At 67.4% G+C, this 25,855-nt stretch carries 22 protein-coding genes; 7 read left to right on the top strand and 15 right to left on the bottom strand.

The window, feature by feature from the left end; all coding sequences use genetic code 11:
* The first annotated feature begins 63 nt into the window (after positions 1 to 63).
* Positions 64 to 720 (top strand): TetR/AcrR family transcriptional regulator, encoded by a 657-nt coding sequence (locus Q7V45_RS06185; protein WP_304848674.1) that lies wholly within the window; start codon positions 64 to 66, stop codon positions 718 to 720.
* On the opposite strand, the gene mfd is transcribed toward Q7V45_RS06185, so the two are convergent.
* Together mfd and Q7V45_RS06175 are read right to left on the bottom strand one after the other, a co-directional pair.
* Positions 614 to 4,111 carry a transcription-repair coupling factor gene (gene mfd, locus Q7V45_RS06180; protein ID WP_304848671.1) on the bottom strand — a complete coding sequence of 1,166 codons (3,498 nt, stop codon included), beginning with the start codon at positions 4,109 to 4,111 and terminating at the stop codon, positions 614 to 616. The genes Q7V45_RS06185 and mfd overlap by 107 nt on opposite strands.
* Complete coding sequence (locus Q7V45_RS06175; RefSeq protein WP_304848669.1) at positions 4,111 to 4,380, bottom strand: succinate dehydrogenase assembly factor 2; 270 nt, start codon at positions 4,378 to 4,380, stop codon at positions 4,111 to 4,113. Before Q7V45_RS06175 ends, mfd begins: the two co-directional genes overlap by 1 nt.
* Positions 4,381 to 4,465: 85 nt before the next feature.
* Between Q7V45_RS06175 and recG the strand changes: the two genes are divergently transcribed.
* The gene (gene recG, locus Q7V45_RS06170) at positions 4,466 to 6,547 is read left to right on the top strand and encodes an ATP-dependent DNA helicase RecG (RefSeq protein WP_304848666.1); all 2,082 of its coding nucleotides are present in this window, start codon (positions 4,466 to 4,468) and stop codon (positions 6,545 to 6,547) included.
* Between the two features lie 145 nt (positions 6,548 to 6,692).
* Here recG and Q7V45_RS06165 read toward each other — a convergent pair whose 3' ends face one another.
* The 8 genes from Q7V45_RS06165 to Q7V45_RS06130 form a co-directional block, all read right to left on the bottom strand.
* Positions 6,693 to 8,726 (bottom strand): DUF4139 domain-containing protein, encoded by a 2,034-nt coding sequence (locus Q7V45_RS06165; RefSeq protein WP_304848663.1) that lies wholly within the window; start codon positions 8,724 to 8,726, stop codon positions 6,693 to 6,695.
* A gap of 91 nt (positions 8,727 to 8,817) precedes the next feature.
* Positions 8,818 to 9,225: an iron-sulfur cluster assembly scaffold protein gene (locus Q7V45_RS06160; RefSeq protein WP_304848660.1), complete on the bottom strand. Its 408-nt coding sequence runs from the start codon at positions 9,223 to 9,225 to the stop codon at positions 8,818 to 8,820.
* The gene (locus Q7V45_RS06155) at positions 9,222 to 10,442 is read right to left on the bottom strand and encodes an aminotransferase class V-fold PLP-dependent enzyme (protein ID WP_304848657.1); all 1,221 of its coding nucleotides are present in this window, start codon (positions 10,440 to 10,442) and stop codon (positions 9,222 to 9,224) included. Before Q7V45_RS06155 ends, Q7V45_RS06160 begins: the two co-directional genes overlap by 4 nt.
* Before the next feature lie 10 nt (positions 10,443 to 10,452).
* A complete protein-coding gene (locus tag Q7V45_RS06150; RefSeq protein ID WP_304848654.1) occupies positions 10,453 to 12,105 on the bottom strand; it encodes a molybdopterin-binding/glycosyltransferase family 2 protein in 1,653 nt (550 codons plus the stop codon).
* Positions 12,102 to 12,830 carry an XdhC family protein gene (locus tag Q7V45_RS06145; protein ID WP_304848651.1) on the bottom strand — a complete coding sequence of 243 codons (729 nt, stop codon included), beginning with the start codon at positions 12,828 to 12,830 and terminating at the stop codon, positions 12,102 to 12,104. The genes Q7V45_RS06150 and Q7V45_RS06145 overlap by 4 nt, the downstream gene beginning before the upstream one ends.
* A gap of 4 nt (positions 12,831 to 12,834) precedes the next feature.
* Positions 12,835 to 13,155, bottom strand: coding sequence for an XdhC family protein (locus Q7V45_RS06140; RefSeq protein WP_304848648.1), 321 nt, complete (start codon positions 13,153 to 13,155; stop codon positions 12,835 to 12,837).
* Positions 13,156 to 13,158: 3 nt separating this feature from the next.
* Positions 13,159 to 14,418, bottom strand: coding sequence for a VWA domain-containing protein (locus Q7V45_RS06135; RefSeq protein WP_304848645.1), 1,260 nt, complete (start codon positions 14,416 to 14,418; stop codon positions 13,159 to 13,161).
* Between the two features lie 166 nt (positions 14,419 to 14,584).
* Positions 14,585 to 15,508, bottom strand: coding sequence for a MoxR family ATPase (locus Q7V45_RS06130; RefSeq protein WP_304848642.1), 924 nt, complete (start codon positions 15,506 to 15,508; stop codon positions 14,585 to 14,587).
* A gap of 107 nt (positions 15,509 to 15,615) precedes the next feature.
* Here Q7V45_RS06130 and Q7V45_RS06125 point away from each other — a divergent pair, with 107 nt between their 5' ends.
* Positions 15,616 to 16,359 (top strand): SDR family NAD(P)-dependent oxidoreductase, encoded by a 744-nt coding sequence (locus Q7V45_RS06125; RefSeq protein WP_304848640.1) that lies wholly within the window; start codon positions 15,616 to 15,618, stop codon positions 16,357 to 16,359.
* Positions 16,359 to 17,762 (top strand): amidase, encoded by a 1,404-nt coding sequence (locus Q7V45_RS06120; RefSeq protein WP_304848638.1) that lies wholly within the window; start codon positions 16,359 to 16,361, stop codon positions 17,760 to 17,762. The genes Q7V45_RS06125 and Q7V45_RS06120 overlap by 1 nt, the downstream gene beginning before the upstream one ends.
* Positions 17,763 to 17,942: 180 nt before the next feature.
* Here the strand turns inward: Q7V45_RS06120 and prpB are convergent, their stop codons facing one another.
* The 5 genes from prpB to Q7V45_RS06095 are packed head-to-tail and all read right to left on the bottom strand — an operon-like array spanning position 17,943 to position 21,745.
* Positions 17,943 to 18,866 carry a methylisocitrate lyase gene (gene prpB / locus Q7V45_RS06115; RefSeq protein WP_304848633.1) on the bottom strand — a complete coding sequence of 308 codons (924 nt, stop codon included), beginning with the start codon at positions 18,864 to 18,866 and terminating at the stop codon, positions 17,943 to 17,945.
* Between the two features lie 11 nt (positions 18,867 to 18,877).
* Positions 18,878 to 19,768, bottom strand: a complete 891-nt coding sequence (locus Q7V45_RS06110) for a DMT family transporter (protein ID WP_304848630.1) — start codon at positions 19,766 to 19,768, stop codon at positions 18,878 to 18,880.
* Between the two features lie 8 nt (positions 19,769 to 19,776).
* Positions 19,777 to 20,703: a hypothetical protein gene (locus Q7V45_RS06105; protein WP_304848627.1), complete on the bottom strand. Its 927-nt coding sequence runs from the start codon at positions 20,701 to 20,703 to the stop codon at positions 19,777 to 19,779.
* Positions 20,688 to 21,362: a DUF1007 family protein gene (locus Q7V45_RS06100; protein ID WP_304848624.1), complete on the bottom strand. Its 675-nt coding sequence runs from the start codon at positions 21,360 to 21,362 to the stop codon at positions 20,688 to 20,690. The genes Q7V45_RS06105 and Q7V45_RS06100 overlap by 16 nt, the downstream gene beginning before the upstream one ends.
* The gene (locus tag Q7V45_RS06095) at positions 21,359 to 21,745 is read right to left on the bottom strand and encodes an acyl-CoA thioesterase (protein WP_304848621.1); all 387 of its coding nucleotides are present in this window, start codon (positions 21,743 to 21,745) and stop codon (positions 21,359 to 21,361) included. The genes Q7V45_RS06100 and Q7V45_RS06095 overlap by 4 nt, the downstream gene beginning before the upstream one ends.
* Before the next feature lie 109 nt (positions 21,746 to 21,854).
* Here Q7V45_RS06095 and parE point away from each other — a divergent pair, with 109 nt between their 5' ends.
* From parE to Q7V45_RS06080, 3 genes are all read left to right on the top strand, one after another.
* Complete coding sequence (gene parE / locus Q7V45_RS06090; RefSeq protein ID WP_304848618.1) at positions 21,855 to 23,864, top strand: DNA topoisomerase IV subunit B; 2,010 nt, start codon at positions 21,855 to 21,857, stop codon at positions 23,862 to 23,864.
* 103 nt (positions 23,865 to 23,967) lie between these two features.
* On the top strand, positions 23,968 to 24,537 hold the full coding sequence (locus Q7V45_RS06085; RefSeq protein WP_304848615.1) for a hypothetical protein: 570 nt from the start codon (positions 23,968 to 23,970) through the stop codon (positions 24,535 to 24,537).
* 53 nt (positions 24,538 to 24,590) lie between these two features.
* Entirely contained in the window at positions 24,591 to 25,640 is a 1,050-nt protein-coding gene (locus tag Q7V45_RS06080) for a quinone-dependent dihydroorotate dehydrogenase (protein WP_304848612.1), read from the top strand.
* Positions 25,641 to 25,855 lie beyond the last annotated feature (215 nt).

Below are 25,855 nucleotides of genomic sequence, written 5' to 3'. Positions count from 1 at the left end.
GTGCGTGTGGCGCTCATCCGTGATGATATGTCGATTATCCTATGATATGATTATCGACATATCATGCCCATCAGCGCCACCCGAAAAGCCGCCATCCGGGCCGAGATCGTCGAGCATGCTGCCCGGTTGTTCCGGCTGCGTGGCCATGCCGGCACCAACATCGACGACATCATGCTGGCGGCCGGGCTCACGCGGGGCGCCTTCTATGCCCACTTCACCTCGAAGGACGACCTGTTCGCCGAGATCGTGCGGATGGGCCACGGCCTGCTGCCCCGGCTGCGCGCCGCCGAGAAGCCCACTGCCGTACTGGATGCCTATCTGGATCGGGAGAGCCTGAGCGCCACGGCGCAGGGTTGTGCCCTCGCCGCTCTGGCCGGAGACGTCGCCCGGTCGCCGCTGGCGGCAAGGCTCGCCTATGCCAATGTGCTACACGGGGCAATCGCCGAGCTTGCACGCGGAAGGAAGCGCACGCTCGACGCCGACGCGACCGCCGTAGCGATCCTGGCGGTCGGTGCGGTTACCCTGGCACGCGCCTCGGGCGACACGCGCCTCAGCGACTGGCTGCTGCGCTGCGCCCGACGTGCGGCGAAGACACTGATGAAGAAGCCCCCGCCTAAGCGGCGAGCTTCGCCAAAGAAGAAACGATCGACGTCACGCCCGAAAGCCGCTGCCGCTCGTCCTTCCAGACGCGCTGCACGATCACGCGGTGGTCCGGCCTGAGCTTCACCAGCGGGGCGTTCTTCTGGATCCAGCCGATCAGGCGCTCGGGCTTCTCGAACTTGTTGTCGTGGAAGCTGAAAACGACGGCCTTCTCGCCGGCGTCGATCTTCTCGACCTGGGCGGCGCGGCACAGCAGCTTCAGCGCCACCGTATTCAGCAGGAACTCCGCCTCCACCGGCATGCGGCCGAACCGGTCGACCAGCTCGGCGGCGAAGGCGTCGATCTCGCTCTGGCTGGTGAGTCCGCCCAGCCGCCGATAGAGCCCCATGCGCACAGAGAGATCCTGCACGTATTCCTCGGGGATCAGCACCGGGATGCCGAGGTTGATCTGCGGCGACCATTCCGACTTCTCGGCCTCGTCGGAGCGCCCGCGTGCGGCCGCGACGGCCTCCTCCAGGAGCTGCTGGTAGAGCTCGATGCCGACCTCGCGGATATGGCCCGATTGCTCGTCGCCCAGGAGATTGCCGGCGCCGCGGATGTCGAGATCGTGGCTGGCGAGCTGGAAGCCCGCGCCCAGCGTGTCGAGGGTCTGCATCACCTCGAGCCGCTTGGCCGCCGACTCGTTCAGCGCCCGGCCCGGCGGTACGGTGAGATAGGCATAGGCGCGCGTCTTGCCGCGACCGACCCGGCCGCGCAGCTGATAGAGCTGTGCCAGACCGAACATGTCGGCGCGGTGAATGATCATCGTATTGGCGTTGCGGATGTCGAGGCCGCTTTCAACGATGTTGGTCGAGAGCAGCACGTCGAACTTGCCCTCGACGAAGTCCTGCATCGTGTTCTCGATGGTGGTCGGCGACAGCTTGCCGTGCGCCATGCCGAGCCGGATCTCGGGCACCAGCTCGCGGATCTCCGCGGCGACCGAGGCGAGGTCCTCGACCCTCGGGCAGACATAGAAGCTCTGCCCGCCGCGATACTGCTCGCGCAGCAGCGCCTCACGGATGGTGACGCCGTCGAACGGCGTGATGAAGGTGCGCACAGCCAGCCGGTCGACCGGAGGCGTGGCGATCAGGCTCATGTCGCGCACGCCGGTCAGCGCGAGCTGCAGGGTGCGCGGGATCGGCGTCGCCGTCAGGGTCAGCACGTGGACGTCGGCGCGCAACTCCTTCAGCCGCTCCTTGTGGGCCACGCCAAAGTGCTGCTCCTCGTCGACGACCAGCAGGCCGAGATCCTTGAACTCGATGCCCTTGGCCAGCAGGGCGTGCGTGCCGCAGACGATGTTGATCGTGCCGTCCTTCAACCCTTCCTTGGTGGCCTTGGCCTCCTTGGCGGTGACCAGGCGCGACAGGCGGCCGATGTTCACGGGCATGCCCTGGAAGCGTTCGACGAAGGTGCGGTGATGCTGGCGGGCCAGCAGCGTCGTCGGGCCGATCACCGCCACCTGCTTGCCCGACATCGCCGCGACGAAGGCCGCGCGCAGGGCCACCTCGGTCTTGCCGAAGCCGACATCGCCGCAGATCAGCCGGTCCATCGGCTTGCCCGACGACAGATCGTCCATGACGTCGGAGATCGCCTGGAGCTGGTCGTCGGTCTCGGCATAGGGGAAGCGCGCGCAGAATTCCTCGTACAGGCCCTCCGGCGGACTGAGCGTCTCGCCGCGCCGCACCGCTCGCTCGGCGGCGATCTGGATCAACCGGTCGGCCATGTCGGCGATGCGTTGCTTGAGCCTCGCCTTGCGCGACTGCCAGGCGACGCCGCCCAGACGGTCGAGCACGGCGCCCTCCTCGCCCGCGCCGTAGCGACTCAGCACGTCGATGTTCTCGACCGGCACGAAGAGCTTGTCGCCGCCTTCGTAGGTGAGCCTCAGGCAATCGTGGCGCGCGTGATGGATCTCGAGCGTCACGAGACCCTCGTAGCGCCCGACGCCATGCTCGCGATGCACCACAAGGTCGCCGTCGCTGAGCGCCGAGGCTTCGGCAATGAAGCGCTCCGACGGGCGGCGCTTCTTGGCCGGCCGCGACAGGCGGTCGCCGAGAATGTCCTCCTCGCCGATGACCTCCAGCCCATCGAGCACGAAGCCATGCTCCAGGGGCCAGATCGCTATGGCGAGCACGCCGGCGGGCAGTCCCTGCACCATGGCGAAATCGGCGGCGAGTACCGGCGTGGTGGCGCCGTGCTCCTGCAAGAGATGCTGCAGGCGCGTCGTCGATCCGTCGGTGTAGCCTGCGACGACGATGCGGCGGCCGGCGTCGTTGGCCGCCTTCACATGCTCGGCCACCTTGTCGAACAGGTTGACGCCCTGCGCCGTCCGCGCCTGCGCGAAGCCCTCGTGGCGGCGGCCGCCGAGATCGATCGTGTTGACCGCACCGGGCGCCGAATCGAAGGTCGAGAACTGCGCGACGGTACGGCCGTCGAGCAGCCGCTCCCATTCGGAGGGCTTCAGGTAGAGCCGGTCGGGTGGCAGCGGCTTGTAGTCCGCGCCGCCGGTCATGCCGCCCTTGGCGCCGGTCTTCTGGCGGGCATCGTAATAGTCGGCGATCAGCTCGTAGCGCGCGCCGAAGGCTTCCGCAGCCTCATGGTCGGCCGTGACGATGGCGCCGGGGCAGTAATCGAGCAGCGTTTCCAGGTGGTCGTGGAACAGCGGCAGCCAGTGCTCGACACCGACATGACGCTGACCGGCCGAAACCGCTTCGTAGAGCAGGTCCTCGCCCGAGACGTTGCCGAACAACTCGCGATAACCGCTGCGAAAACGCTCGATGCTCCGGGGCGTCAGCAGGACTTCGCTGACTGGCAGCAGCACGACCTCTTCTCGGGTACCGGTCGAGCGCTGGCTCATCGCATCGAAGGAGCGGATGGCCTCCAGCGTGTCGCCGAACAGGTCGAGCCGCAGCGGCTCCTTGGTCCCCGGCGGAAAGAGGTCGAACAGGCCGCCGCGCACGGCGAACTCGCCCGGTTCCATCACCGTCTCGGCCCGGCCATAGCCGTTCTCGCCCAGGAACTTGGTGAGCCAGGCCACATCGACCGTCTGGCCCTTGCGCAGAATCGTCGCCGCCTCGTTGTAGAGGCTCTTTGGGGGCACGCGCTGCAGCGCGGCGCCGACCGAGGCGAGGATGATCCGCGCCGGCGCGCCAGGTGCCTTCGGAGCCGCCAGCCGGCTGAGAGTCTCCAGACGTTCGGCCACGATGTCGGGATGCGGCGACATGCGGTCGTAGGGCAGGCAATCCCAGGCCGGGAAGACCAGCACCTCGCGGTCGGGGCTGAAGAAGCGCAGGCCGTCCTGAAGCCGCTCCAGCCGCTGTCCGTCGCGCGCCACGTGCAGAATGTCCACGCCGCCGGTCGCGCGTGCCAGCTCCGCCAGCACGAGGGCATCGGCGCCTTCGGGCAGCCCGGCGAGGGTCCATTTGACGGCCTTGCGCGGGATGGCGGCCAGTGCGCTGACGAACGGCAGAGCCACTAGAACCTCACGCGGAACGCCAGCAGCTTGCGCACCACCGTCGAATCCTGGTCGGCCGGGACTTCCACCTTGCCCGAGACCCAGTCGTAGATGTCGTTGTCGCCGACCGAGAGCAGCCGCTCATACTGATCGAGTTCGGCGGCGCCGAATTCCCCGAGATGTGCGCGCGCGAACTGCCCAAGGAGGATGTCGTTCTCCTTGTTGCCACGATAGGTGCTGCGGTAGAGCAGACGCTTGCGCCGCGTCTCCAGATCCGTGTCGCCAGTCATGTTTTCCCCAGTCCCGGACCCAAAAGGGGCGTAGCATATAGGCGGCGGCGATGGCGAAGTCACGCAGCCCCTGATCAAGCCAACCATGCGCCCGCAAGCCCTCACGCCCCTCTTTGCCCACGTCACGTCACTGCCCGGAATCGGTCCGCGGCTGGGCACGCTTGTGGAGAAGCTGGCCGGCCCGCTGGTCGTCGACCTTCTGTGGCACCTGCCCGCCGGCGTAATAGATCGGCGGAACGCGCCCGATGTCGCCCAGGCGCGCGGCGGCGAGGTCGCAACCCTGACCGTCAACGTCGACGAGCACCTCGTCCCGCACAGCCCGCGGCAGCCCTACAAGATCTGGTGCAGCGACGAGAGCGGCCGGCTCTGCCTGACCTACTTCAACGGTCGCGAGGACTATCTCAAGAAGCTGCTGCCGCCGGGCGAGACCCGCGTGGTGAGCGGCAAGGTCGAGATCTACCAGGGCGAGGTGCAGATGACGCACCCCGACCATGTCGTCCCGCTGGCGGAGCGCGAGGGGATCCTGCGGGTCGAGCCCCTCTATGGCCTGACCGCCGGTCTCACCCAGAGGCCGGTCCAGAAGGCCATCGCAGCGGCCGTCGAACGCTCGCCGGGTCTCGCCGAATGGCAGGACGCCGCCTTTCACAAGAAACAGGGCTGGAGCGACTGGAAGAGCGCCGTCGCCCGCGTCCACGCGCCCGAGGAACCAGGCGATCTCTCTCCGTCGCACCCTGCCCGCGCACGCCTGGCCTTCGACGAGCTGCTGGCCAGCCAGCTCGCCATCGCGCTGGTGCGCCATCACAACCGCACCCTGGCCGGTCACGCGACGAAGGGCGATGGCCGCCTGCGCACGGCCGCCCTCGCCTCGCTGGGCTTCGAGCTGACCGCCAGCCAGACGCAGGCGGTCGCCGAGATCGCCGACGATCTGGCCAAGGAAGAGCGCATGGTGCGGCTGCTGCAGGGCGATGTCGGCAGCGGCAAGACCCTGGTCGCATTGCTCGCCATGCTGATCTGCGTCGAGGCCGGCGCACAGGCGGCCATGATGGCGCCGACCGAGCTGCTGGCACGCCAGCATTTCGCGACCATCGCGCCACTGGCGGAAACGGCCGGCGTGAAGATCGCTCTGCTGACCGGCCGCGACGGCCAGCGCCAGAAGAAGCAGACCTTGCAAGGTCTGGCCGACGGCACGATCCAGCTCGTGGTCGGCACGCACGCGCTGGTGCAGGAAGATGTCGAGTTCGCCGACCTCGCGCTGGCCGTCGTCGACGAGCAGCATCGGTTCGGCGTTCATCAGCGCATGGCGCTGTCGTCGAAGGGCCATGCCGTCGACCTGCTCGTCATGACCGCTACACCGATCCCGCGCACGCTGATGCTGGCGGCCTACGGCGATCTCGACGTTTCGAAGCTCACGGAGAAACCCAAGGGCCGCCAGCCGATCGACACCCGCACCATTCCGCTCGAACGCCTCGGCGAGGTTGCCCAGGGGATCGGCCGGCAGATCGCGGCTGGCGCGCGCGTCTACTGGGTCTGCCCTCTGATCGAGGAATCCGAAGAGATCGACCTCGCCAACGTGACCGAGCGCTTCCAGCTGTTGAACGACCGCTTCCCCGGAAAGGTCGGCCTGCTGCACGGCCGCCTGAAGGCCACCGAGCGTGAGGCCACGATGGCGGCTTTCGCCGACGGTCGCCTGTCGGTCCTCGTAGCCACCACCGTGATCGAGGTTGGCGTCGACGTGCCGGCGGCCACGGTCATGGTGATCGAGCATGCCGAGCGTTTCGGTCTGGCCCAGCTCCACCAGTTGCGCGGCCGGGTGGGTCGCGGCAGCGCCAAGTCGACCTGCCTGCTGCTCTATGCCCTGCCGCTCGGCGAGACCGCCAAGGCACGGCTTGCGATCATGCGCGAGACCGAGGACGGTTTTCGCATCGCCGAGGAGGACCTCAAGCTGCGCGGCGCCGGCGAGCTTCTGGGCACGCGCCAGAGCGGCCTGCCGGACATGCGGCTGGCCGACCTCGCGATCCACAACGAACTGCTGGAGGCCGCCCGCGACGACGCACGGCTGGTGATCGCCCGCGATCCCGACCTGCAGACCGAACGCGGCACGGCCCTGCGTGCCCTCCTCTACCTCTTCCGCCGCGACGATGCGGTCAGGACGCTCAGGGCGGGGTGATTTCTCTTTTCCTCCGCAGTCTGCTGGGGAGGTGGCGGCGTCTTACGCCGACGGAGGGGTCACGGCCCTCGCCGCACATGACCCCATCGCCCCGAAAGGCGGGGCACTTCCCCGTTTTGAATGGGGAAGCAAATGAGGAGAGCGATCAGCCCAGCTGACTCACATAAGTCCGCAGCGCGTCGCGCGCGGCTGCGGTTGCCTTCTCGGCTTCGGCGCGGCGGTTGGCGAGAGCTTCGAGGTCGGTTTCCTGTTTGTCGAGCGTTGCCAGATACCGGCGCTGCAGGTCGCTGTTGGGTGGCACGCGCGCCAGGTTGTCGCGCAGACGGGCCTGTTCCTGGACAATCGCCTGCCGCTCGGCGTCGACCTGGGCCACCTTGCGCTGGGCCTCCGCCGCGGCCTGCTGGAGCTGCAGCACGCGGGTGAGCGCTTCGCGCGTCTTCGCATCGAACTCGCGGGCCTGGGCGTAGACTCGGATCTGCTCGGCCGCGCTTTCGAGCAGCCGGATCTCCTGCTGCTGCGTCTGCTCCTGCACGACCTCGAAGGTCTGGGTCTGGTCGCCGCCGGGAAGCTGGAAGGGAATGCGATAGTTGCCTTCGCTGAGCTCGACGTCCTTCGAGTCCGGCTTGGTCAAGGTCCAGCCCGGCAGGCGGCGCTGGACGACGACGAGCTGGCGCGGCTCCTTGGCCGGGCCGCGCACACGATAGACCGTCGTCTGGCGCATGACCCGCGAGAGCCGCAGCGCGCCGTTGGCGATGGTGCCCGAAGCCACCCGATCGGTTTGCGCCACATCGCGCTCGATGATGATCTTCTCGTCGAGCGCATAGGCCAGCAGTCGGGTCTCGCCGACCGGGAAGGCCGACAGGCGCGCGTCGCCGACATAGGACACGTACCCGCCCTTATCGCGCTCGTAGAGGGTGATGATGCCCGGTGGCAGGCCCGACTCGCCATCATTGGTCAGGCGGATCGCGGCCAACGGGTTACGCGCGGCGGTGTCGGCCTGATAGAGCGCAAGCCGCGCCGCCGGCACCTGCCGGTCGACGATCGGAATGGAGAGCGTGCGGCCGTTCTCGACGCTGACGGCGCGCGGGAACTTGAAGATCACCTGCGTGGCGGCATCACTCGCCTCGATCTGTTCGGCAGCCGCCGCCAGGGGCGCTGGCGGGGGCGGAGGCGGCGCCATGGCCGGGGCGCTGACCGAACGCTCCTGCTGCGCGCGATACGGCGCGGGCGCCGGCATCGGCAGCGAGGATTTGGCACGCTGCTGGTCTGCGGTGACGCCGCCACGATCTATACCCGGCATCAGGCGGCCGGCGATCTCGACCGGTACTTCGGGGCGGGTCACGTAGTAGGCGTTGTAAAGGGCCTGGTGGAACGCGACCGGCCGACCCGACACGAGCGTCAGTTCGATATCCTTCCAATCCTGACCGCTCAAATTCTCGACAATGGCCCAGCCCTGCAGGCCCGAGCGCGCGGCGGCCGGATCGGCGCCCAGGGTCAGGCGGTAGGAGGCCTTCCAGACCGGCGCCTCGACGATGTAGGCCACGCGCACCGTGCGCTTGCCCTGCCCGCGCATCGACAGGTCGATGGTGCGCGCATCCTTGGCGCGATTGCCCTGGATGGCGACCAGAGCCTGACCGACCTTTTCCCGCAAGGCGGCATCGGCGAACTGCAGGTTCTCGGCGTCTTCCAGGATGAACTGCTGCAGGCCTCGGTCGGTGTAGAGTGTGATCCGCGTGCGTTTCACCATGCCCTTGTTGTCGGGCAGTGCGACACTGTCCTCCTCGACCGACACGATGCGGCCGGAGATCGAGCGGCTGCCGCCCACCGTGACCTCTGCGCCCTTCAGGGTCTGCAGCAGCTCGGCCGGCGAGCCCAGCGAATTCTCGTCGAACGGAAGATCCTTGAACGCCTGCGCCAGCGGCTCCCGCCCTGGAAGGCTGAGCCCACCCACGCTGCCCTTGTCGTCATAGACGACGAGGCTCTTCAGCACGTCGTCGACCTGACCCAGCGATACGGTGAGTTTCAGTGTCGCGTCGCCATCGACGATCGCCTCGTACTCGAAGTAGCCGAGACCGCCGGAGGAGAGCATGACCCTCTTAAGCGCGAGGTCCTGAGCGAAGGCGAAGGTCGGGAACGCAAGAAGGCCCACCAGGGCCACGACGTTCATCAAAAGGCGCATGGTCTCTCCCGGTCGATGCCCGCGCACCGTGACCAGTGACTGTGACACAAGGACGGCGGAGGCGCGACGAAACTACGGGCGCGCTCCGTACTTAGGAAAGCGCATCCTTCAGGGCTTCCAGCGGCAGCAGCACGCAGTCCTGTCGGGCCTTGTGCGCCGCGACGGGCGCGAAGGCGTCGAACGGTTCGTGCGTCTCGCCCGGCTCGCGGCCCAGCGCACGTTCGGCGTCGCGGCGCAGCTCGGCAACACCCGCGGCGTCGCGGCCGACGGCGACCGCGGAGAGCGCGGAGGCCGAAGCCTGGCACAGGAGACAGCCGCGCACCTGATGGCCGATCTCGGCGATGCGCCCCTCCCCGTCGAGGCGCACGTCGAGGATCACGCGATCGCCACAGAGGGGGTTGTCACGGCGCACCGTCCTCGTCGGATTCTCGAGCTTGCCGGCGCCGGTCTTCGCCTTGGCGAGGGCGACGATGCGCTCCTGGTAGAGCTGGTCGCTCATCGCAGCGTCTTGGCAGCATGCGCGACCCCGGCCAGCAGCGCGTCGATGTCGCTGTTGTCGTTGTAGGGCGCCATCGACACGCGTGTCGTGCCGTCGAGGTCGAAGCGGTCCATCAGCGGCTGCGCGCAATGATGGCCGGCGCGCACGGCGACGCCGAACGAATCGAGCGTCTGCGCCACGTCGTGCGGATGAACGCCGTCCAGCATGAACGACACGACCGGGTAGCGGTTCTGCAGGCCCGCCGGTCCGAAGATCTGCGTGCCGTCGATCTTCTGCAGGCCATCCATCAGCCGTTGCACCAGGTCCATCTCGTGCTCGTGCGCCCCCGCCCAGTCCAGCGCCTGCATCCAGGCGCAGGCCGCACCGAGGCCAATCGCCGGACCGATCGGGGGCGTGCCCGCCTCGAAGCGGCGCGGAGACGGCGCCCAGGTCGTTTCTGCCAGGGTCACGCGCCCGATCATCGAACCGCCACCCATGAACGGCGGCATGGCGTCCATCAGCTCGGACCGGCCCCACAGCACACCGATGCCGTTCGGCCCATAGGCCTTGTGACCGGAGAAGGCGTAGAAATCGATGCCGAGCGACGGCAGGTCGAGCGGGCCATGTGGCGCACGTTGCGCCCCGTCGAGCATCACCTTGGCGCCAACTGCCTTGGCCGCCTCGACGACGGTCCGCACGTCGAGCAACGCGCCCGTGACGTTCGAGACATGCGCGAGCGAAACGAATTTGGTCTTGGGCGTCACCAGGCGCGGCAAGGCCGAGAGATCGATACGGCCGTCGGTCGTGACCGGCAGCATGTCGAGCTCGACACCCGACCGCGATCGCAGCAGCTGCCACGGCACGATGTTGGAATGATGCTCGAGTTCCGACAGCAGGATGCGGTCGCCGGGCTTCAGGAGCGCGCCGTAGGAGAAGGCCACGAGATTGATGGCCGCGGTGCAGCCACCGGTGAAGACGATCTCCATCGTCGGCACGCCGAGGAACGAAGCGACCTGGGCGCGGGCATTCTCATAGGCCTCGGTTGCCCGCTCGGCCAGGCGATGGACGCCGCGCAGCACGTTGGCGCGCCCGGTCGTCTCGTAGCGGCGCACCGCGTCGATCACCGTGAGCGGCGTCTGCGCCGAGGCGCCGTTGTCGAGATAGTGGACCGGCAAGCCGTCGATGATCTCGGACAGGATCGGAAACTGGCCGCGGACGGCGGCGACGTCGAAGCTCATGACCTAACACTCATGCCGGTACCCTCGCCCGCCACGCGGCCAGCGCCTCGGGCGTGTCGATGTCGGTGATTGCCGCCTCGCCGGTCATCTCGACCTCGCAGACGAGATCGGCATGCTCGCCGATCAGGTGCTTGGCGCCGCTGTCGCCGGACAGCTTCGCCATCTCGGGGAAGAACCGCCGCGCCCACAGGACGGGGTTGCCGCGCTTTCCGCCGACCGTCGGCACGCAGATCGAGCGGCCCTCGACGGGACTGAAGGCAGCCATCAGGCGATTGAGCAGCGGGGCGCCGACGCCCGGCATGTCGCCGAGCTGCACCACCGCGGCATCGACCGTGGTCGGGAGCGCGCCGATGCCGGTACGCACCGAGGTGCTGAGCCCCTCGGCAAAATCCGGATTGGTGACGAAGCGCACGCGCGAGCGCGGCGGCACGGCTTTTTCGACCACGGCGCGGACGTCGTCGGCCATGTGGCCCAGAACCACGACGACCTCGACCGCCTGCGAGGCAAGCGCCGCCTTCACCGCATGGACGACCAGGGGCGCGCCTTCGGCCTCGGCCAGCAACTTGTTCGGCCCGCCCATGCGTGTCGAACGGCCGGCGGCCAGCACCAGCACCGCGACGCGTGGCGCCTGTTGCGGGCCCGCCTCTTCCGTATCGGTCTCGTCGCGGGGTTGCGGGCGGCTGGGAATTTCAGCGAGCAGCCCACCCGAGCCCATGCGCACGATCTCGGCGCGGCCGACCGGCAGGCGCGCGGCCAGCCGCTCCAGCACCATGTCGAAGCCGTTGTACTTGGGCGACTTGGCGCAGCCCGGCAGGCCCAGCACCGGCTTGCCGTCGAGTTCGGCCGTCAGCAGCAGATTGCCCGGATCGACCGGCATGCCGAAATGGAGGACCTTGCCGCCCGCCGCCTCGATGCCAGCCGGGACCACGTCGTTGCGGTCGACGATCGCCGAGGCGCCCGCGATCAGGAACAGGTCGCAGCCTTCCGACTTCAGTTCGGCCAGCGCATCGGCAATCGCCCTGGCGTCGTGCGCGACACGGCGCTCGCCGTTCAAGGTGCTGCCCAGCGAGGTCAGGCGCTTGGTGGTCGTGTTGACCGCCTTGTCGAGCACCTTGTCGCGCGTGCCGGGCAGCCGCGTCTGCACCAGGCCTGCACGCATCGCCTGGAACGGCGCCACGGAGATCATCGGCAGGTTCGCGGCCTTGGCCACGTCGACGGCGCGCACAACCGCGGCGCGCGGCGCGCCGTAAGGGATGATCTTCACCGTCGCCACCATCTGACGCGGCTCGACGCGCGCGAAGGGCGGCAAGGTCGCGACGGTCACCGATTCATGAAGTTCGTTCAGCGTGTCGATGCGCTCCTGGTCGAGCACGGCGAGCCCGGCTTCGCGGGCGAAATGGTTGCAGCGGCCGGTAAAGGCCGCCGTGACCTCGATCCCCTCGCCGGCCAGCGCTCGGGCGATCGTGGCGGCCGCCTCGTCCTCGTGCATCTCGTCGGCATCGAGGCGCGCGGCAACAATCGTCGAAACACCGGCTTGCTTCAGGCGCGCGATATCCTCACTGGAGAGGATGCGCCCCTTGGCGAAATTGATCCCGTCGGCGCGCCGGCTGTGCGCCAGGATGGCACCGGCGGCCTCGTCGACCGGTGTCTCGCCGAATCTCACGCCGCAGCGACCTTCGGCGCAGACAGGGCTTCGAGGCGGCGCGCCCGCACCTCGATGATCTGGCCCAGGATCGACACGGCAATCTCGGCCGGCGACTTGGCGCCAATGTTGAGGCCGACCGGCCCGTGGACGCGGGCAAACATATCCTCGGTGATGCCGACCTCGGCCAGGCGCTCCTTGCGCTTGGCGTGCGTGCGCCGGCTACCCAGCGCACCGATGTAGAAGACGTCGGACTTGAGTGCCGCCTCGAGCGCTGGATCGTCGAGCTTGGGATCGTGGGTCAGGGTCACGACCGCGGTCGACACGTCGAGGCCCATCGCCTGGAAGGCCTCGTCGGCCCAGTCCTGGATGACCTTCACGCCGGGGAACCGCTGGGTGGTGGCCCAGGCGCCGCGCGGATCGACCACCGTGACGTCGAATTCGAGCATGGCCGCCATCGGCGCCAGCGACTGCGCGATGTGCACGGCGCCCACGATGATCAGCCGGGGCGGCGGCACATAGACGTTCAGGAAGATCTTGGCGTCGCCAATATCCGCCGTCTCGCTCTTGCCGATATCCATGGCGCGCTGCGCGGCCGCGACGATGGCGGCATCTCCCGCCAGCTCGCCCTTGGCGTCGTCGCGGTAGACCAGCGCTTCGGCGGCATCGCTGAGGCGGGTGGCGAGCGTCACGGCCCGCCGCTTGACGCGCGCATCCTGGAGGGCGGCGAGGGTTTCGGTCTTCATCGGATCAGTTCACCTTCTCGACGAAGACCTGGACCTTGCCGCCGCAGGCGAGACCGACATCCCAGGCCTGCTCGTCAGTGACGCCGAAATCCAGCAGCCGCGGCTTGCCGTCCTTGATGGCGTCGAGCGCCTCCTTGACGACCGCGCCCTCGATGCAGCCGCCGGAGACCGAGCCCACCATGTTGCCGCCATCGTCGACGCCGAGCTGGCTGCCCACGGGCCGCGGCGAGGATCCCCAGGTGACGATCACCGTGGCGACCGCGACGCCCTTGCCGTCGGCCTTCCACTTGCCGACCTGATCGAGAACTTCCAGCGCATCGCTCATGGTCTACTCCTTGCGAAGGTCGGTCTGCCATCCCGCGAGCCGCTTGTCGGCCCCGACGGTGCGGGCGCCCAGCGCCGCGATCAGCCCGGACAGGCTCTCCAGATTGTGGACGGGCCTGAATTCGTCGACGTGCGGCAGCATGGCCTTGTTGCCCTGAGATTTGGGCTCGTAGCCGCCGTACCGCAAGAGCGGGTTGAGCCAGATCATGCGTGAGCAGGACTTATGCAAGCGTTCCATTTCCTCATCCAAACCGGAGGCGCCCTCGCGATCCAGCCCGTCGGTGATGAGGAGAACCACCGCGCCCTGCCCCAGAACGCGGCGCGACCACTTGTTGTTGAACTCGTGCAGCGCCTGCCCGATACGCGTGCCGCCCGACCAGTCCTCGACCTGCGAGGAGGCCTTCTGCAGCGCGATGTCGACGTCGCGGTTGCGCAAGGCACGCGTCACGTTCGACAGGCGCGTGCCGAAGGTGAAGCAGTAGACTCGGTCGCGGTCATTGGTGATGGCATGCATGAAATGCAGGAACATCCGCGTGTAGCGGGCCATCGAGCCGGAGATGTCGCACAGGATGACCAGCGGCGGCGGCCGGCGGCGCGGCTCGCGGCGGGCCAGCTCCGTCAGCCCCTCCGGCCGCATCGCGCGGCGCAGCGAGGCGCGGAAATCGATCCTCGGCCCGCGCCGCGCCGCCTGATAGCGGCGCGTACGCCGTTCCGGCACCGGCAAGCGCAGGCGGGAGATGGCGCGCAAGGCCTCGTCGATCTCCGTCTGCGACATCTGCTCGAAGTCGCGCGTCTGCAGGACCTCGCGGTCCGACACGGTGAAGGTCGCCTCGACCTCGACTTCCGGCGGCTCCTCGGACTGCTCCGGCGCCTCGCCCTGCCCGGGCTGCAGCGCTTCCTGCAAGCGCCGGCTGAGCTGCTTGCCCTTGTCCTGCTCGGCCGGCACGCCGATCTGCGGCAGCAGCATGTCCATCATCTTCTCGAGCAGGCGCGGGTTGCGCCAGTAGACATGAAATGCCTGGTCGAAGATCTCGCGCTGGTCGCGGCGGTTCACGAACACCGAATGGAGCGTCCAGTAGAAGTCGTCGCGATTGCGGATGCCCGCCGCCTCGACGGCCTCGATCGCGCGCAGAATCTGCCCCGGCCCGACGCGCAGCCCCGCCGTGCGCAGGGTGCGCGCGAAGTGCACGATGTTGCTGGCAAGCTTGCCGCCGCGCGGCTCGCGTCCCGGCAGCCCGGCCGGTGGATCGGGCAGCGTGTCCATCAGGGCGTGACCCTTCGCGCTTTAGCGCAAGCGAAAGGTCCCTCACTGCGTTCGGGATGACAAACTTGCTCGGGCTGGCGCAGTGCGTCGCTGCAAAAAAAGCTGTCATCCCGAACGCAGTGAGGGACCTTTGAATCCCATCCGAGCTTGCCGCGCATCACGAACTTCAGCCCAGCGGCTGGGCGGCGATGTCGGACTTCACCTTGCGCAGGATCTCCGCCGCTTCCGAGCCCTGCAGGCGCTGGATGTCGTCCTGGTACTTGAGCAGCACGCCCAGCGTGTCGTTGATCGTCCGGGGGTCGAGATCGAGTACGTCGAGTTCGGACAGGGCCGTCGACCAGTCGATCGTCTCGGCAACGCCCGGCGCCTTGAACAGGTCGAGCTTTCGCAGCTCCTGCACGAAGCCCACGACCTGCCGTGACAGGCGTTCGCTGGCGCCCGGCGCCTTGACCTTCAGAATCTCGAGTTCGCGCTTGAGGTCGGGATAGTCGACCCAGTGGTAGAAGCAGCGCCGCTTCAGCGCGTCGTGGATCTCGCGCGTGCGGTTCGACGTGATGATGACGATCGGCCGTTCCGCCGCCCTGATCGTGCCGAGTTCCGGAATCGTCACCTGGAAGTCCGAAAGGACCTCGAGCAGATAGGCCTCGAACGGCTCGTCGGTACGGTCGAGCTCGTCGATCAGCAGGATCGGGGCGCCGCCGACATGCGGCTGCAGCGCCTCGAGAAGCGGACGGCGGATCAGAAACCTCTCGTCGAAGATGTCGGCCGCGAGTTCGCCGCGGTCGTGCACACCCTGCGCTTCGGCGAGGCGAATCTCGATCATCTGGCGGGCATAGTTCCACTCATACACCGCCGAGGCGACGTCGAGCCCCTCGTAGCACTGCAGGCGGATCAGCGGCCGCTTCAGGGTCTCGGCCAGCACCTTGGCGATCTCGGTCTTGCCGACGCCCGCCTCGCCTTCGCAGAATAGCGGACGGCCCAGCTTGAGGGCGAGATAGAGGACCGTGGCGAGGCTGCGGTCGGCGATGTAGTCGCCGCCCTTCAGCAGCTCGACGGTGGCGTCGATGGACGCCGGAATGGGCGAAGGCATGAAACTCCCGCAAAAACTCGAGGCATCGAAGCGCTCAGTGTAGCGGATGACCCGGCGTGCCGATATGCTGGGAATCGCAAGATAATTCAAGGAATTAGGAGGAATACATGGAGGCTGAGCCGTTCCGGGGCCGGACCGCGATCGTGACCGGTGGCGCACGGGGCATCGGCCTCGCCTGCGCCGCCAAGATCACCGCAGGCGGCGGGCGGGTCGCTTTGTGGGATCGCGATCCCGAGCGCGCCAAGCAGTCCGCCGCCGCCCTGAAGGACGCCGTCGCCATAGCCGTCGACGTGACCAGCGAGGCAGACGTCGCCAGGGCGCTGGCCGAGACCGAGCAATTGCTGGCGCCGCCGGACATCCTGGTCGCCAGCGCCGGCATCACCGGCCCCAACACGACGGTCGCCAAGTATCCTGTCGACGCGTGGCGACAGGTGATCGACGTCAACCTGACGGGCGTCTTCCTCTGCAACCGCGTCGTGGTCGACGGCATGGTGCATCGTGGCTGGGGCCGCATCGTCAACATCGCCTCGGTGGCCGGCAAGGAGGGCAATCCCAATGCCTCGGCCTATTCCGCCTCCAAGGCCGCCGTCATCGGCCTCACCAAGTCGCTCGGCAAGGAACTTGCTACAACCGGCGTGCTGGTGAACTGCGTCGCGCCGGCGGTGGTGAAGACGGAACTGTTCAGCCAGATGACCGAACAACACATCAACTACATGCTGTCCAAGATCCCGATGAACCGCTTCGGCGAGGTCGAGGAAGTGGCCGAGATGGTCACCTGGCTCGCCTCTTCCCACTGCACCTTCGCGACCGGTGCGGTTTTCGATCTCTCTGGTGGACGGGCGACCTACTGATGTCTTTGCATGAACTCACCCTGACCGAACTCTCCGCCGGCCTGGCCGCCAAGCGCTTCTCCTCGCGCGAGGTGGTCGACGCGTTGCTGGCGCGTATCGAGCATGCCGACGGCAAGCTGCACGCCTTCACCGAGGTTTATGCCCAGGAAGCCCGCGCGCTCGCCGACGGGGCTGACACGGCGCGCGCCTCGGGGTTCCCCCTGCCGGCGCTGCATGGCCTGCCGGTCGCCTACAAGGATCTCTGCGACATCGCTGGCCGCATCGGCACTGGCGGCTCCAAAATGTGGGAAAAGCGCGTCGCCACAGAGACCTCGAACACGGTGGAGCGCCTGACCGCGGCCGGGATGATCCCGCTCGGCAAGCTGCACATGGTCGAGTTCGCCTTCGGCGGCTGGGGCACCAATCCGCTGATGGGCACGCCATGGAACCCGTGGGACCTCGAGACCCACCGCACACCCGGCGGCTCGTCGAGCGGCACCGGCGTCGCCGTCGCCGCGCGGCTCACGCCCGCCGGCATCGGCAGCGACACCGGCGGCTCGGTGCGCATTCCCTGCGCCTTCAACGGGCTGGTCGGCCTCAAGGTCACATTCGGCCGCATCAGCCTGCACGGCACGATGCTGCTGTCCTGGACGCTCGACTCGATCGGTCCGATGACGCGGTCGGTCGAAGATTGTGCCCTGATGCTCAATGCGCTGGCTGGTCCCGATCCGCGCGATCCCACGACCTTGGGCCAGCCGCTCGAGGATTTCACCGCATCGACCAAAGGCGGTTCGATCAAGGGCATGCGCATCGCCCTGCCCGACGCCTCTGCGCTGCCTGCATGCGATCCCGACGTGATCGCGGCCTGGCAGGCTTCGGCGAAGAAACTGGAAGAGCTTGGCGCCAGCGTCGAGCCGGTGAAGATCCCGGAGTGGTACTTCAATCTCGGCGTCGGCGCGGGCTCGATCTCGGCGTCGGAACTGTGGTCGCTGCATCGCGGCTGGATCGAGGACATGAACCAGCCGATCGGTGCCGGCGTGCGCGGCCGCGCGATGGCCGCCAAGGGCTTCGCCCCGGCCCTCTACGCCGAGGAACTGCGTCGCATGGCCGGACGCCGCGCCGCCTTCAACGCCTGGATGGCGCCCTATGACGCGCTGCTCACGCCGGCGCTGGCCTCGGGAGCAATTCCGGTCACCGAGGTCGACGAAACCTCGCCCGCGATCTCGCTGATGACCCGCCCCGGCAACTATCTCGGCCTCTGCGGCCTCTCGCTGCCGAACGGCTTCTCGAACGGCCTGCCGATCGGCCTCCAGCTTCTGGGCAAGCCCTACGCCGAGGGCACGGTGCTCAGGATCGGCAAGGCGCTGCAGGACGCGACGGACTTCCACAAGCGCACGCCGGACCTCTCGGCGCTGGGGCTGTAGCGGCGAGGTCCAGTACCAAAGCCTCCGTCATCTCGACCGGAGCGCGCAGCGCGGAGCGGCGAGATCTTCGCTCCGCGATTTGCTGGCATTTGGTAGAAAAAAGGTCTCTCAACCCGCACCTGCGGTGCTCCGGTTCGGGCGGGGTAACCCCCGCCCTGAGACGACGGAGATTTTTAGCGCTCAATCCCGCTGCGGCATGCCTTGCGGCACGACGGTCTTGACGAGCGACGCGTCGAGCGCCTCGTAGTCGTGATAGCGGATCGTGTCGTAGAGTTCCTGGCGGGTCTGCATGCGGTCGATCACGTTCTGGGTGCCGCCGTCGCGCTGGATCGCGGCGTACACCCCCTCCTGGGCCTTGTTGGCGGCTCGCAGGGCCGAGACCGGCCAGATGACCATCCGGTAACCCATCGCCTCGAACTCCGACGCCGTGAAGAACGGTGTGCGGCCGAACTCGGTCATGTTGGCCAGCAGCTTCACGCCCGGCATCGCCTTGGTGAAGGCGCGGAACATCTCGGCCGTCGTCAGCGCCTCGGGAAAGATCGCGTCGGCACCGGCTTCGAGGTAGAGCCGTGCCCGGGCGACCGCGCCGTCGATCCCTTCGCTCACAGCCGCATCTGTCCGCGCGATGATGAAGAGATTGCGGCGCGCCTTGGCGGCCGCCGCGACCTTGGCTGCCATGTCTTGCGGCGGGGCGAGCTTCTTGTCGTTCAGGTGGCCGCATTTCTTCGGCAGAAGCTGGTCCTCGAGATGGACGGCGGCGGCGCCCGCCTCCTCGAAGGCCCGCACCATGTGCATGACGTTCAGCGCCTCGCCGTACCCGGTGTCGCCATCGACCAGGACCGGCAGGCCCGAGGCGCGCGCAACCTGGCGGATGAAGAAGCAGACCTCGTCGACCGTGATGACGCCGAGGTCCGGCAGCCCCATCGAAGACGACATGGCCGCGCCGGAAAGATAAAGCGCCTCAAAGCCAGCACGTTGTGCCTGCAGCGCGGCGATGCCGTTGTGTGCACCGGGCATGCGCAGGATCCGCGGCTGCTCGACCAGTTTTCGGAATCGGACACCGGCCGGCTCCGCGGCGAGATCGGCTGCAACGAGATAGGGCATGTATGCTCCCCTCAGATCCTTTGGGGCTTGCGGCCTTGCAGGCCGACCATGAGGCCCGCGCCGACGACCACGGCCGTGCCGAGCCAAGTGTAGAAATCGGGCACCTCGGCGAACATCAGGTAGCCGACGACGACCGAGCCGATCATCTGCGTGTAGTTGAACGGCGCAACGAAATTGGCCGAGGCATAGGTCATGGCCTTTGCGACGCAGAAATGACCCAGGGCCCCGAATGCCCCCAGCGAAACGAGCAGCGCCCAGTCGGTGGCGTTTTGCGGCAATTTCCAGACGAAGGGCAGCCAGATCGACATGATAATCGCGCCCAGCAGCACGCTGTAGAAGATCGAAGTCGCCGGCGCGTCGATCCCCGCAAGCCGTCGGATCAGGATCTGGTACATCGCATAGCAGATCGCGCTGCCCAGGAGCAGAAGCGACTGCCACTGGAACACTGCGCTTCCCGGCCGGATCACGATCAGGACACCGGCAAAGCCCACGATTACCGCGGCCATGCGAAAGAAGGTGATGCGCTCGCCCAGCAACGGCCAGGCCAGCAGCACCACGGCGAGCGGCGCCACGAAGGTGACGGAGATCGCCTCGGCCACCGGGATCGACTTCACCGCGGAGAAGAAGAACAGGGTCGAGAGCATCATCATCACGGAACTCACGAACTGCGTGCCGATGCGGCGTGTCCGCAGCAGACCGAGCCCCATGCGCGGCATGAAGACGATGGCGACCAGCAGCAGATGCGAAACAATCCGGAACCAGACGATCTGCTGCGGCTCGTAGGTGGCTGCCAGCAGCTTCACCAGGCCGTTCATGATCGGAAACAGCGTGCAGGCCGTGCACATGAAGAGAACGCCCAGCAATGGCCGCGACGAACGGCCGGGCGTCTGGATCTCGGCCATTTCGGTCCTCAGCGCAGGAAGCGTTCGAGCGAGCCCAACAGCAGTGTGCCGCCCGTTGCGATCACAATCAGCGAGGCGCCGATGGCGGTGAAGCGCCCGATCTCCTGCGAGCGCCCCTCGGCGATGATCAACCGGTGCGCCACCATCGACGCCATGCCGATGGCTGCCAAGGTGATCGCCATGCCCAGCGCGATGGCGATGACGCCGACCACGCCCGCCCAAAGGACGTCGAGCGCGATCGACAGGAGGATGATGATCAGCGCGCCGGCACAGGGCGCGATGCCGGCCGCCGTCAGCAGCAGCCAGCCGGCGATCGTGCGCTGCGGCGGCTCGTGATCGTGGTGATGATGGTCGTGCCCATGCCCATGCCCATGATGATGATCGTGCCCGTGATCACCATGCGGGTGCTCGTGCAGGCGGCCGGTGATGCCGGCCCACAGGCGCCAGACCCCCACCAACAGGATCAGCGTATAGGAGACGATCTCGACGTTTCGCACCTCGCGCATCGCGCCCAGCAGGCCGACGGTCGAGGAGAGCTTCAGCGCACCGGCCAGCAGCAGGGCCGCCAGCGTGTGGGTGAAGGCGATCCAGCCGCCGGCGAAGATACCCTCGATCCAGGCGCGCGGCCGGCTGCTGTCGAGGAAGTAGGCCACCACGACAGCCTTGCCGTGACCCGGCCCCAGCGTGTGCACGACGCCGTAACCGAAACAGACGGTGACGAGGGTCCAGAGCGCCAGGGAGCCCGTCCCCGACTGCACGTCCCGCAGCGAGGTCGAGAGGACATGGTTGATGCGGCGCTGATACTCGGCGGAATAGCGGGCCAGCTCGGCCACGCTGTCGCTGAACACCAGCGCGCCCGCCAGGGCGAGCAACAGGAGGAGCCCGATCCACAGGAAGGGCGACCTGAGGGCGGATGGTCTTACGGAAGCTGGCATGTCACCACGTCGGCGAAGAAGGGATAGCCGCGGACGAATTCGGCCTTGTGTGTGGGATGCTTGCCCAGCGTGCAGCCGGCCGGGACCGAGCCTTTGTCGACCTCTATGCGGATGAAATCCTCGGGATCGTAGGTCGCGATCGACACGAGCTTGGAAGGTTCGGGCAGCGCGAAGCGCATCACATAGACGAGATTGCGCGGCCCCTGCTTGCGCGGCGCCCCCGGCGCATCGGCGCGCTTGTTGGTCGGCATCGGCATGCCGGCATTGTCGCCCGCGTTGCGGTCCCATTCAGGCGGAATGAAGCTCGCCGGATCGTCGATGCGGGCGGAGAATTGCGGCGCCTTGGGCGGCCTGAAATCCTTCGCCCCGGTGTTGAGCCAGCTCAGGTACCCGTACTTGCCCAACTCGGGCATCATCTCGCTGGCGAGCAGCTTGGTTTCCCGGGCCGAGAATTTGCCGTTCCTGTCCTCGTCGATCAGCGGGATCTCGACTTCGCTGGAATACGGATCGAACCGCCATTCGATCTCGACATGGGTATATTTCCCGTCCTTGGCGACCATGCGCACGACCTGCTGCACGACAATGTGCGGATGGGCGAACACCGCCGCCGGCGCGAACAGCGCCAGGGCGGCCAGGACCGGAGCGAGCAGCCGCTTCACGCGGGGGCCTGGTGCGGAACGGGGCGCGGCTTGCCCTCGTCGTCGATCGCCACGAACACGAAGGTGCCGTGGGTCACACGCAGGTCGGTTTCCTCGTGGCGGCGCTGGACCACGGTTTCGAGCCCGATGGTGATCGACGTCCGGCCGACCTTCACGACTTCCCCATAAATCGACACCATGTCTCCCACCTTGATCGGCTGGACGAAGGTCATGGCCGTGATCGCCACCGTGGCCACCCGCCCCTTCGCCACCCGGGCCGCGAGCGACCCGCCCGCGATATCCATCTGGCTCAACACCCAGCCGCCGAAAATGTCGCCATTTCCGTTCATGTCGGCAGGCTGCGGAACGGTCCTTACGATCGGATCACGGCGACTTTCGGACATCAATCCCTCACCGGATGTGGTTGCTTTCACGCGGTTTTGCTACCATACCCATGCCGGACCGGCCACCCAGCGATCCCCTCGCGCGGCCGCGGAAAGACAAGAAGCAGGCATGGCACGAAACGGCGATCTCTTCGATCGGTCTGGCGGCGGCAAGCGTGCCGCGGGGCCGAAGGAAAATTCCTACACGGCGAGTGACATCGAGGTGCTGGAAGGGCTGGAGCCCGTCCGCAAGCGCCCCGGCATGTATATCGGCGGCACCGATGAACGGGCCATGCACCACCTGGTGGCCGAGATTCTCGACAATTCCATGGACGAGGCCGTCGCCGGTCATGCCGACACGATCTGGCTGGAAATGCTGCCGGGCAACTATATCTCTGTGCGCGACAACGGCCGCGGCATGCCGGTCGATCCGCACCCCAAGTTCAAGAACAAGTCGGCGCTGGAGGTGATCCTCACCACCCTGCATGCAGGCGGCAAGTTCAACAGCAAGGTCTACGCCACGTCGGGCGGCCTGCATGGCGTCGGCGCTTCGGTCGTGAACGCGCTCTCGGACGACCTCGCCGTGGAGGTCGCCCGCGACCGGCAGGCCTGGACGCAGAGCTTCTCGCGCGGCCTCCCGGTCTCGAAGCTGAAGCCGGCCGGTCCCGCCCCCAACCGGCGCGGCACGATCGTCACCTTCCATCCCGATCCCGAGATCTTTGGCAAGCAGCTGTTCGTGCCAGAGCGCCTCTACCGCATGGTGCGCTCCAAGGCCTACCTGTTCCGCGGCGTCGAGATCCGCTGGAAGTGCGACAAGTCCCTGCTGAAGAATAGCGGGATTCCCGAGGAAGAGACGTTCCACTTCCCCAACGGCCTGAAGGACTACATCACCTCCGAGATCGGCCAGCGGCCGACCGTCGTGCCGCAGCCCTTCGCCGGCGAGGCCAAGAGCGAGAGCAACGGCAAGGTCGAGTGGGCCGTCTGGTGGCCGAACGACGAGGAAGGCTTCGTCCGCTCCTACTGCAACACCGTGCCCACCGCCGAGGGCGGCACGCACGAATCGGGATTCCGCAGCGCCCTGGTGCGCGGCCTCAAGCGCTATGCCGAGCTTTCCGGCAACCGCAAGGGTTCGCTCATCACCGCCGACGACGTGATCGACGGTTCCGCCGCCCTCGTCTCGGTCTTCATCGAGCAGCCTCAGTTCCAGGGGCAGACCAAGGAAAAACTGGTCAGTGTCGAGGCGACCAAGATCGTCGAGACGATCGTCGGCGACAATTTCGAGCACTGGCTGATCGGCGACAAGGAAGCCGGCAACGTCCTGCTGGAACATGTCGTCGCCAAGGCCGAGGAGCGGCTGCGGCGCAAGCAGGACCGCGAACAGCAGCGCAAGACGGCAACGCGCAAGCTCCGCCTGCCGGGCAAGCTGGCCGACTGTTCGAGTTCCTCCTCGATCGGCACCGAGATCTTCCTGGTCGAGGGCGATTCGGCCGGCGGCTCGGCCAAGGCCGCGCGCAACCGCGAGACCCAGGCGATCCTGCCGCTGCGCGGCAAGATCCTGAACGTGGCGAGCGCCACGTCCGAGAAGATGCGCGAAAACCAGGAAATCCAGGACCTCATCCAGGCACTGGGCTGCGGCGCTGGCACTCACTACAGCGACGACCGCCTGCGCTACGAACGGGTCATCATCATGACCGACGCCGACGTCGACGGCGCGCACATCGCCTCGCTGCTGATGACGTTCTTCTATCGCGAGATGCCGAAGCTGATCGAAAACGGCCATCTGTTCCTGGCGCAGCCCCCGCTCTTTCGCATCAGCAAGGGCGGCCGCACCGAATATGCCCAGGACGATGCCCAGAAGGACGAGCTGATCCGGACGGTATTCAACGGCAAGGCCGACATTACCCGCTTCAAGGGCCTGGGCGAGATGCAGTCCGTCCATCTGCGGGAAACCACGATGGATCCGGCCAAGCGCGTCCTTCTGAAGGTCGACGTGCCGTTGATCACGGGCACCGAGCCGGACTCCCGCGTCGAGGACATGCGGACCCGTACCCTCGTCGAGGACCTGATGGGCCGCAAGCCGGAGAAGCGCTACGCCTTCATCCAGGAGAACGCCAAGTTCGCGCGCGATCTCGACGTCTGAGGCTGGTCGCCGCGGGATTGCGGGTCGCGCGCAGAAATGTGACATCCCCGGAGCCGTGTCCCGGGCGTATAGTAGGCGGATAACCCGCGGAGGAGATTGCCCCATGCGTTTCAGGTCCAGGATCGCCGCCGCGCTGCTGGCGGTCGCCGCCCTTCCGGCCGCGGCCTACGCAGCCACCATCGGCGGTACCTACTACGCGGTGCAGTACGACTATCGCGAATTCTTCGCCGCCACCGACGGCAAGAACTTCCAGGTCGTGCTCCATGGCAATCCCTTCCCCGGCACCGATCCGGCGGTGGTGGCGCGTGACCTGCTGCCGATGATGCAGGCCGCCAAGCCGATGCCCCGGCTCACCTTCACCTACGAGACACCGGCGGAAAAGCCGCGGCCCGACTACCGTCTGATGCTGGTCTTCGACCCGGCGAACGATCTCAACAGCGATTCGGTCTGCAAGGGCACGGTGCGCTTCAAGCCCGGCAAGCCCGGCCTCTTCAACGTCTATGCCATCTACTGTCGCAACGACATGACGATGTCCGAGACCACTGCCTGGACCACCGCGTCCGGTCCGACCGATCCGCGGATCGGCGGGCTTTTCCGCGAGCTGTTCATGGTCGTCTTCTCCGACTCGCCCGCTCTGCGGCCCAATCAGGGTGGCGGCATGGGCCGCGACTAGCGGTCCCGGGCGGCCCAAGCGCTCCACAGGGAACTTCTGCTAACCAGACGGCAATGGCCGTCTGGTATTCCCTCCTCGATCTCGCCCTCTCCCGCCTCGACGCGGAGGCCGCCCATGGCCTCGCAATTCGTGCGCTGAAGACCGGCCTTTTGCCGGGCGACCGGCGCGCCGATGCCGCGTCTCTGGCAACGAAGGTATGGGGTCGTTCGCTGCCCAACCCGATCGGCCTGGCCGCCGGCTTCGACAAGAACGCCGAGGTGGCAGACGCCATGCTGGCGCAGGGCTTCGGGCTGGTCGAAATCGGCAGTGTCACGCCGCGGCCGCAGGAGGGCAATCCGCGCCCCCGCCTGTTCCGACTGCCCCAGGATCGCGGCGTCATCAACCGCATGGGCTTTCCCGGGCACGGGCTGGAGGCGGCCCGCGCCCGGCTGGCCGCGCGGCCGCGCCGCGGCTTCGTCGGCGTCAACATCGGCGCCAACAAGGACAGCACCGATCGCGCCGCGGACTACGTGACGGGCTGCGTGGCACTGGCACCCTATGCCGATTACCTCGTCTGCAACGTCTCCTCGCCCAATACGCCCGGCCTGCGCAACCTGCAGGGTCGGACCGAGCTCGCAGGCCTGCTGAAGCGCGTACAGGACGCTATTGCCGCCAAGCCGGTGCCGCTGGTGGTCAAGATCGCGCCGGATGCGACGGACGACGATCTCGACGACATCGTCTTCGTCTGTCGCGACCTCCGGCTGGACGGCATCATCATCGGCAACACCACCCTCTCCCGCCCGCCCTCGCTACGGTCCGAGCGGCGCGGCGAGACCGGCGGCCTGTCCGGTGCCCCGCTCACGGCGTTGTCGACCGAGGTGCTGCGCAAGGCCGCCCTTCGCGTCGAGCGACAGTTCCCGCTGATCGGCTGCGGCGGCGTGGGGTCGGGGGCCGACGCCTACGCCAAGATCCGCGCCGGCGCCACGCTGGTGCAGCTCTACTCGGCGATGGTCTACGAGGGCCCGCCGATCATCCGCCGCATCAAGGACGAATTGGCAGCCTTGCTGGCCCGCGACGGCTTCGCTTCGGTGGCGGATGCCGTGGGCGCTGATTTGCGCGGCTGATCAAGGGTCCCTCGCTGCGCTCGGGATGACACCGGGGGTTTGCGGCGGACGCAGTGCGCCGACGCCAAAATCGATGTCATCCCGAACGAAGTGAGGGTGTGGATTCAAGTTTGAAGTGCAACAGTTGAGCGATGAATACCTCGGCCGGGGTCTTGAACCCAAGGCATTTGCGCGGGGTGTTGTTGTAGGCGGCGATGCAGGCGTGGAGAGCCTCG

The sequence above is a fragment of the Reyranella sp. genome (assembly GCF_030651995.1).
Lineage (GTDB): Bacteria > Pseudomonadota > Alphaproteobacteria > Reyranellales > Reyranellaceae > Reyranella.
This window is presented reverse-complemented; position numbering and strand designations above follow the sequence as displayed.

Bases quoted from the DNA above. Each gene is read 5' to 3' on its own strand.
- Q7V45_RS06185 (WP_304848674.1), top strand. From the start codon at position 64: ATGCCCATCAGCGCCACCCGAAAAGCCGCCATCCGGGCCGAGATCGTC.
- Q7V45_RS06175 (WP_304848669.1), bottom strand. From the start codon at position 4,380: ATGACTGGCGACACGGATCTGGAGACGCGGCGCAAGCGTCTGCTCTAC.
- recG (WP_304848666.1), top strand. From the start codon at position 4,466: ATGCGCCCGCAAGCCCTCACGCCCCTCTTTGCCCACGTCACGTCACTG.
- Q7V45_RS06165 (WP_304848663.1), bottom strand. From the start codon at position 8,726: ATGCGCCTTTTGATGAACGTCGTGGCCCTGGTGGGCCTTCTTGCGTTC.
- Q7V45_RS06160 (WP_304848660.1), bottom strand. From the start codon at position 9,225: ATGAGCGACCAGCTCTACCAGGAGCGCATCGTCGCCCTCGCCAAGGCG.
- Q7V45_RS06155 (WP_304848657.1), bottom strand. From the start codon at position 10,442: ATGAGCTTCGACGTCGCCGCCGTCCGCGGCCAGTTTCCGATCCTGTCC.
- Q7V45_RS06145 (WP_304848651.1), bottom strand. From the start codon at position 12,830: ATGAAGACCGAAACCCTCGCCGCCCTCCAGGATGCGCGCGTCAAGCGG.
- Q7V45_RS06140 (WP_304848648.1), bottom strand. From the start codon at position 13,155: ATGAGCGATGCGCTGGAAGTTCTCGATCAGGTCGGCAAGTGGAAGGCC.
- Q7V45_RS06135 (WP_304848645.1), bottom strand. From the start codon at position 14,418: ATGGACACGCTGCCCGATCCACCGGCCGGGCTGCCGGGACGCGAGCCG.
- Q7V45_RS06130 (WP_304848642.1), bottom strand. From the start codon at position 15,508: ATGCCTTCGCCCATTCCGGCGTCCATCGACGCCACCGTCGAGCTGCTG.
- Q7V45_RS06125 (WP_304848640.1), top strand. From the start codon at position 15,616: ATGGAGGCTGAGCCGTTCCGGGGCCGGACCGCGATCGTGACCGGTGGC.
- Q7V45_RS06120 (WP_304848638.1), top strand. From the start codon at position 16,359: ATGTCTTTGCATGAACTCACCCTGACCGAACTCTCCGCCGGCCTGGCC.
- prpB (WP_304848633.1), bottom strand. From the start codon at position 18,866: ATGCCCTATCTCGTTGCAGCCGATCTCGCCGCGGAGCCGGCCGGTGTC.
- Q7V45_RS06110 (WP_304848630.1), bottom strand. From the start codon at position 19,768: ATGGCCGAGATCCAGACGCCCGGCCGTTCGTCGCGGCCATTGCTGGGC.
- Q7V45_RS06105 (WP_304848627.1), bottom strand. From the start codon at position 20,703: ATGCCAGCTTCCGTAAGACCATCCGCCCTCAGGTCGCCCTTCCTGTGG.
- Q7V45_RS06095 (WP_304848621.1), bottom strand. From the start codon at position 21,745: ATGTCCGAAAGTCGCCGTGATCCGATCGTAAGGACCGTTCCGCAGCCT.
- parE (WP_304848618.1), top strand. From the start codon at position 21,855: ATGGCACGAAACGGCGATCTCTTCGATCGGTCTGGCGGCGGCAAGCGT.
- Q7V45_RS06085 (WP_304848615.1), top strand. From the start codon at position 23,968: ATGCGTTTCAGGTCCAGGATCGCCGCCGCGCTGCTGGCGGTCGCCGCC.
- Q7V45_RS06080 (WP_304848612.1), top strand. From the start codon at position 24,591: ATGGCCGTCTGGTATTCCCTCCTCGATCTCGCCCTCTCCCGCCTCGAC.